The following is a 6963-nucleotide window of genomic DNA, read 5'->3' as shown; positions in this document are numbered from 1 at the left end:
GGCCGTCCACCTGGCCAGACGCACAGAGGGCGGGACCCATGGTCCCGCCCTCGACGCTTTCCAGTCTCAGTTCTAGTCTCAGTTGCCGTTCTCAGGCCGCCCCATGGCTCCGGTCGTCGTCGCGGTCCTCGGCGGGCTCCCAGAGGAGTCCTGCCACAAGCTCGGCGACGTCGCTTCGGATGACGTCGCTCATGTGCTGGTACCGCTTGGCCATGGCGGCGCTTGACCACCCCATGATGGCCATCGCGGTGGGCGTCGGAACTCCGAGGATCAGAAGGACTGCCGCGGCGGTGTGCCGGGCGTCGTGTAGCCGAGCTCCGCGGAGGCCGGCCGTCACGAGGAGGTCCTTCCACTCGTGGTAGTCCGTGAAGGGGTTGAGTGGCTCCCCGTCGGGCTTGGTGAAGACGTATCACTTGTCAGCCCAGAGCTGCCGCGCCTGGGCCTTCTCGGCTTCTTGCTTGGCCTTGTGCAGCTTGAGAAGCTCCAGGAGCGGCGCCGGAAGCCCGATCACGGCGTCCGGCCTTGGACTTGGTCCGGCCGGTTTCTGCCCGCACCTGTTGCCGCTGTGGGCATTAACCCGCCTTGATGCGACCGCAGGACTCGCCCTCGCAACCATGGACGTATTTCGGTCGGAGGCGGCCGCGCCGGATACGGATCATGCTGGTGGTGAGATCAACGTCCTCCCACTTGAGGCCGAGAGCTTCGCCCTGGCGGAGACCGAGTGCGAGCGCGAACACCCAGCGGACACCGTTGCGTTGCTGCTCCCCCGCCACCTTGAGCAGCACATGCCAGGTGGTCACGATCGGTCACGCCGAGGGAGCCGAGGCGTCGGTCAGATCGGGGTGTGCTTCGTAGGCCGGGGCGGCGGGGCGATTGCGCGTGTTGGGCGGGCTGGGGAGGCGTCGAATCCAGCCGTGGGTCTCCAGGACGCGCAACGCGGGCTCGGTGTCAGTGGCCTTCTTGAAGCGGTTCTTGAGGCCGCTGCGCATGAGGTCTCGCGCAGTGAATCGGGTCGTGCCGGTCCGCTCGATCCATTCGAGGACGGCGCGGCCATCGTTGACGGCGGGGTCGGCGCCGATGGCGTCGTAGGCCGCTTGGGCATGCAGGGTGAAGTACTCCCCGATGAGCCGGGCGTTGGTGAACGTGGTGAGCGTGATGGGCCGGTCCCACCCGTCGCGGACGTGCTCGGCGAGGTGCAGCAGCGCGGCGATGCGGACCACGGCGCCGACGTACTTCCCCGCTCAGTCGGTCATATGGGCAAGGTCGCCTGTGCCCGGCCGTAGCCGGACCTCGTGCACACGGGCGAGGTCAAGGATGGCGGCCTGGGCGTCCAGCGCGAAATGCAGCGTGGCCGCCTCGGGCAGCGCGGCCAGAGACAACACCAGCGCCTGCACGTTGGCGTTGTAGGCGTCCCGGATGTGATCGGGAACGGGCTCAGGTCGCTCGTTGCGGAAGCCCAGCAGCGAAGTAGGTACCGAGTACAGGAGCCGCCCCAAGAGACCTTGCTCGCCGAACTGCGGCGTCTCGCCGAGGCGGGCCAGGACACCGGGTTGAGTGCAGATCCCGAGGGTGATGGTCGCGGCCGCGATGCGCTCACTCGGACGTCCCATGCGGTCGATGCGCATCTCTTCGCCCGCGTGGCCAGACTTGAGAACGGCCAGGTTGGGCGCTCCGCCGTAACGCCCGGCGGCGATAGAGAAGATTTCGCCTTCCGGGGAGAGGATGGCGAACCTGCCACCCTGCTCGGCTACATGACTGGTGAGCCGTTCCACGGTGGCGTCATCGGAGAACAGGCACGGCTCAGCCGGAATCGGGGTGTTCTCCAGGTCTAGCCGCGCGGACGCGGCCTCGTCGCGGGCAAGAGCCTGCTGAGTGGGGTCCTGGGCGGAGGTGGCGGCCTTCTCGGTCTTCTCTACGGCGGCCTCGGCGACCTTGCGCGCCACGACAGCATCGGCGATGAGGGGGCGGGCCTGCTCGACCAAAGCAGCCTCGGCAGCTTTGATCGGCGCGGTCATGTGCTTGTAGACCTCGGACCTGCGGTTGCCCGGAGGCAGCACGACAAGGGTGAACAAGTTGGTGGGCTCGGTCCAGGTGGTGGCGCGAACCCACACCTTTCCGCCGGCACCGACGCCCAGCACGGCCAGAGCGAGGCATCCGGCAGGGTCGGGCGGGGTTTGGGTGACCTCGGCGAGACCTGCGGTGTACTCGCCGAGCCAGTCCGGGAACGCCCACACCGGGAACACGGGCAATTCGGCGGTAGCCGAGAGCGGTGTGGGGTCGGTCCAGCCCTGGCTCTGTGCGGCGGTGACGGCACCCAGCTCGGCGACGACCGCGCCGCGTAGGTCGTCCTGGGCGTCACCGGTCGCGGCGTAGCCGAGCTGCATCAACCGCGTTCCCGAGGCGACCACACGGCGGGCGTACGCGAGATCGCGAACGAGGTGGGCGTAGTAGGTGGCATTGGTGGCTGTGGGAACTCGACTGGTCAGGGTGTGCAGGTAGGGACCGCCACCCATCGTGGCCAGGTCGCGCGGGTCGATGGCGGCGGCCACGGTCACGGGCTCAACGGGAGCGCCACGGTCGGCCAGGCCCACGATGGTGTTCCAGATCAGCCCATGCGCGGGCCGGTAGAAGTCGGGCACGGTCACCAGGTCGCGGACCTCGGGCAGCGCGGCCGGTGCCAGCATCACCGCGCCGAGCATGTGCTGCTCGGCCTCGATGTTGTGCGGCAGGGGCCGGACGAACTCGGCCAGCTCTGCATGAGCTGCTCGACAACCTGATGCTCTACTGGCTGCCCGGCACCGGTGCCTCATCCGCCCGGCTGTACTGGGAAAGACTCCGGCAGGTCAACGAATAGATCTCCGGGTCGGCCGGCGCGCCGGTGACCGTACCCACCGGCTGTTCGGTCTTCCCCAAGGAGCTGCAGCGCCCGTCTCGGCCGTGGGCGGAGCGCCGGTTCCCGAACATCCGGTACTGGAACGAGCCCGGCAAGGGCGGCCACTTCGCGGCGTTCGAGCAGCCGGCGTTGTTCGTCGACGAGGTCCGGTCATTCTTCTGGCTGGTCCGCTGATGGTCACCCGTACTCGGTAAGCGGCTGGCTAAAGATCAACAAGTGCCCATCGGGTGTCCGTACGTTGAAGTCGCGCATCCCGTAGGGCCGGTCAGCCAGTGGCTCGACGATGTCGGCGCCGCGGGCGCGCAGCTCGTCGTGGCAGGAATCGACGTCGTCGACGACAACCGTCACCCTGGCCGGGCCGACGCTGCTTTCGGCGTACAGGTGGAACTCGGCGGTGTCGCGGATCACGGCCGCGTAGCTAGGTGGGGTCTCCCAGGTGAATATGGTGTCGAATCCGAGCACGTCCGTGAAGTACGACCGCGCTGCCTGCACATCTCGGCACGGCAGCACGGGAACCGCCACCCGCATGACCATTCCGTGACCTTACCTGACTTTGGCTCAAGATCGCTGATCTTGGGTAGGGTGCTGGCTGTTGAGCTGCGGTTTCGTCGTGTGAACGGCGAAAATCTGCGCACTAAGCGGCCGGTTCTAGGCTGTCTCTCGTGGCGTATGTGCGCACGGTGAAGACGGCGTCGGGGGCCAGGGCGGTGCAGATCGTGCACTCCTCGCGTCGCGGGTCGCGGGACATCGAGCACATCGGCTCGGCGCATGACGATGCGGCGTTGGAGGCGCTCAAGGCGGTGGCGAGGCAGCGTCTGGCTGTGGGGCGGCCCGAGCTCGACTTTGGCCCGGACTTCGCGGCGTTGCAGGCCGGCAGTGGTGCTGGTGGTGGGCCGCTTGCGATCACGTCGTCGCGGATGGCGTACCTGTGGGACGCGCTCGGCCACGCCTACCAGCTGTTGGGGTTCGAGGAGGCCGCTGGTGGTGACGAGGTGTTCCGATTACTGGTGCTGGCACGGATCGTCGAGCCGACCAGCAAGCTGGACAGTCTGCGGGTGGTCGAGGAGGCAGGTTTCGACCCGCCGGCGTACGCGACCCTCAAGCGGCGTCTGCCCGCGTTCGCGAAAGAGTCCTGGCGGCAGAAGTTGGCCGCGGCGTGCGCCCGCACCGCTGATCTGGGGCCGGCGTCACTGGTTCTCTACGATGTGTCCACCTTGTACTTCGAGACCGATGCCGGGGACGGGTTCCGTGAGCCCGGGTTCTCCAAAGAACGCCGCCTGGAGCCGCAGATCGCGATCGGGCTGCTCACCGACGCAAGCGGGTTTCCGTTGATGGCTAACGCGTTCGAGGGCAACCGGGGCGAGACCACTACGATGCTGCCGACCATCCGTGCGTTCATGGATGCCCACCAGCTGGCTGATGTCACGGTCGTGGCCGACGCTGGCATGATCTCTGCGGCCAACCAGCTAGCAACGCCAACCATCCCGGGCCGAACTTGACCACTTCGACCCAAGAGTTGGGATCTTTGCTTGTCATGCCGCAAGTCTTCTACGAGAGACACGCGTCCGCGACTTAAATCGAGATCTAGAGGGCGTTGAGCGTCTGCAGGTACCTCCGTGACTCCCGCCACTAACTGGTGCCTTTCTTGGATCGCGGGTCTCTTTGCCTTGCATGGGGCCGGTGTAACTGTTGACCAGGGTGGGTTGATCGGGCACGCGACCCGCGCTTTCGCAGCGCGCCATAGTCTCAGTTCTAGTCTCGGTAGGGCGGAGTCCGGGGGCGTTCAGGGGTGTTCGTCGGGCTCAGTCGCCTTGTGGCAGAGGGGCGGTTAGCTGGGGTTTGGACGGGCGCGATCTTGGGTGTACGGAGGGACGCAGACCTCGAAAGCGTGTGAGTGCAAGCTTCCGTGGGTTCGAATCCCACCACCACCGCCACCCGGATGGCCATCCACCTGGCCAGACGCACAGAGGGCGGGACCCATGGTCCCGCCCTCGACGCTTTCCAGCCCGCCGCACGCTGGTCGAGCCGCCCGTTTCGAGGCGTCTGGTGCGCTGGGGGCCTCTCGCCCCGGTCAGCGCGCGGATTCCTTGAGAAGGGCCGCCGCGAGTTTTCTGGCATAGGCGACTTCGTTCTTCTCAGTGACGTCCTGCTCTTCGCGGTCGTTCATGCTGATGTCAGCCGTGAGATTGTCCACGCGGAACATCACCTGCGGCTCATCCAAGTAGGACGGCGGATCTATGTGATTCCCCTCGTCCCCCACTCCGGAGAGGGTGTTCATCCCTCCACTCTCTCTCACCAACGCCGCGTGCGCGTTGTCGGCTCCCGACTCCCAGTTCTTCTTGCCGTAGCGCTTGAACTCAAGGGAGATGCTGCCCCTGTCAGCGAAGTCCTTGGGCAGGACCGACCAGGTGCACTTCGCCGAATCCCTGGTGCCCTGAGGACTTTTCGTCAGAGAGACCTCCGCGTCCGGGATGCTGGGCGTCGGGAGACGACCGCACGCGGGGAGCGTGGAGAACTTTCCGTCGTCCACCCAGAGCCCCATGGGGTTCTGCAGCAGGAACCCGCCGCCCGTGATCACGGCGAGGATCCCGGCCGCCGTCAGGAGCACGCCCCTCAGAGAGGTCGGCGATTCCTGCTCCCCGACGACCGTCGCGGGTGCCGGCACCGACGGGACCTCCACCGTCGGCCCCGTCCCGAGGCCCGGGGGCGGAGGCGAAGGCGGGGGGAGCACCGGCCCCGGTACCGGCGCCTGCTCCTGGGACGGAGCCCGGCCCGGCACTGACGGTCTCGCCGCCGGCCGGGGCGCGGGAACGGCCCGGAGCCGCTCGGCGACGGTGCGGGCGTCCGGCGGCCGGTCACGCGGATCCTTGGCCAGCAGCGCGTGCGCGAGTTCGTCGAGATCTTCGGGGACGTCCGGACGCACCCCACGCGGCCTCGGCGGATCGGTGAGAACGATCTCACGGATCAATGCGCGCAGGCTGTCCCCGTCGAACGGCGTCCGGCCGGTGAGCAGCGCGAACAGCAGCCCGCCCAGCGCGTACAGATCCGTCTGCGGGGTCGGCTCGTGCGCCTTCTCGAACTGCTCGGGCGCCATGTACGCGGGCGTCCCGAGGATCGCGCTGCCGGTCAGCTCCGTGACCTGGTCGGCGTATCGGGCGATTCCGAAGTCCATGACGGTCACCCGGTCACCGGGGCGGACCATCACGTTGGCGGGCTTGACGTCGCGGTGCACCACCCCCTGCTGGTGAGCCGCGTGCAGCGCGTCGGCGATCTCCGCCGTCAGCCGCCTCGCCCGGTCGACCGGCAGGCCCTGCGGGTGGCGCTTCAGCAGCGCGGACAGATCCTCCCCGTCGAGGAGCTCCATCACCAGGAAGAGCAGCTGCCCGTCCTCGCCGGCGTCATGGACGACGACGATTCCCGGATGGCGGAGCCGGGCCATGATCTCCGCCTCCCGGCGGAACCGGCTGACCAGCCGGGCGTCCGCCCCCGCCGGCGCCGTGAGGATCTTGACCGCGACCGGGCGGCCGAGCCGCTCGTCCAGGCCGCGCCACACCTCGCCCATCCCGCCGCGTCCCAGCAGGGAGTCGAGCCGGTACCTGTCCGCCAGTCTCAGCCCGGCACGCACTGGCCCTCCCCCTGACCGTCCACGAACGTCAGATCATGCATACACCGCCGGGCGCCCCCTTTTCCAGAGATCATCTAGACCGCCGCATCCTTCCAGGAATTCGACGGACTCCGGTGTCCTCATAACGGCGGAACCGGGCGGCTTCCAGCCGTGGCGGCCGTTGACGAGATGCACTCGAACGAGTTCATGAATAACGCCCTCGAACGCGTCCGGAACACGCCACTCCTCAGGGGCGAGGCCGGTCGGCAATAACCCTGCGCCTTGCGCTGTCTGAGCATGAGCCGGGGATGGACACGCCTCGCTCGCGCGCCTGGCGCCTTTCGAGGCCCGCCGCCGCCCGTGCTTGCGTTCTTCCGCCGTAGCCGCACAGTCATCTACAGCCGAACCACACGGCTGGCTCGTCCGGACATCGACCGGACGAGGCGAACAGACGAGAAAAACAGGT

4 protein-coding genes and 3 pseudogenes are annotated in these 6963 nt (G+C 67.8%); 2 read left to right on the top strand and 5 right to left on the bottom strand.

Features of this window, described 5'->3' with window-relative positions; translation table 11 throughout:
• Positions 1-91: 91 nt before the first annotated feature.
• The 3 genes and pseudogenes from AB0C69_RS35400 to AB0C69_RS35390 form a co-directional block, all read right to left on the bottom strand.
• Positions 92-397 (bottom strand): annotated as a pseudogene (locus AB0C69_RS35400) (tyrosine-type recombinase/integrase); the annotation flags it as partial.
• Positions 398-572: 175 nt separating this feature from the next.
• The gene (locus AB0C69_RS35395; RefSeq protein ID WP_360359636.1) at positions 573-800 is read right to left on the bottom strand and encodes a hypothetical protein; all 228 of its coding nucleotides are present in this window, start codon (positions 798-800) and stop codon (positions 573-575) included.
• Between the two features lie 6 nt (positions 801-806).
• Positions 807-2810: pseudogene (locus AB0C69_RS35390) on the bottom strand (DUF3987 domain-containing protein).
• A gap of 68 nt (positions 2811-2878) precedes the next feature.
• Here AB0C69_RS35390 and AB0C69_RS35385 point away from each other — a divergent pair.
• Positions 2879-3067 (top strand): hypothetical protein, encoded by a 189-nt coding sequence (locus AB0C69_RS35385; protein ID WP_360359633.1) that lies wholly within the window; start codon positions 2879-2881, stop codon positions 3065-3067.
• A gap of 3 nt (positions 3068-3070) precedes the next feature.
• Here AB0C69_RS35385 and AB0C69_RS35380 read toward each other — a convergent pair whose 3' ends face one another.
• Positions 3071-3427 carry a VOC family protein gene (locus tag AB0C69_RS35380; RefSeq protein ID WP_053731577.1) on the bottom strand — a complete coding sequence of 119 codons (357 nt, stop codon included), beginning with the start codon at positions 3425-3427 and terminating at the stop codon, positions 3071-3073.
• Positions 3428-3600: 173 nt separating this feature from the next.
• Between AB0C69_RS35380 and AB0C69_RS35375 the strand changes: the two are divergent.
• A pseudogene (locus tag AB0C69_RS35375) lies at positions 3601-4365 on the top strand (IS1634 family transposase); the annotation flags it as partial.
• Between the two features lie 599 nt (positions 4366-4964).
• Here the strand turns inward: AB0C69_RS35375 and AB0C69_RS35370 are convergent.
• Complete coding sequence (locus tag AB0C69_RS35370) at positions 4965-6518, bottom strand: serine/threonine-protein kinase (RefSeq protein ID WP_360359631.1); 1554 nt, start codon at positions 6516-6518, stop codon at positions 4965-4967.
• Between the last annotated feature and the right edge of the window lie 445 nt (positions 6519-6963).

The organism is Actinomadura sp. NPDC048032 (assembly GCF_040653175.1).
GTDB lineage: Bacteria > Actinomycetota > Actinomycetes > Streptosporangiales > Streptosporangiaceae > Spirillospora > Spirillospora verrucosospora.
The sequence above is the reverse complement of the archived record's forward strand: the minus strand, read 5'-3'. Positions and strand labels throughout refer to the sequence as shown.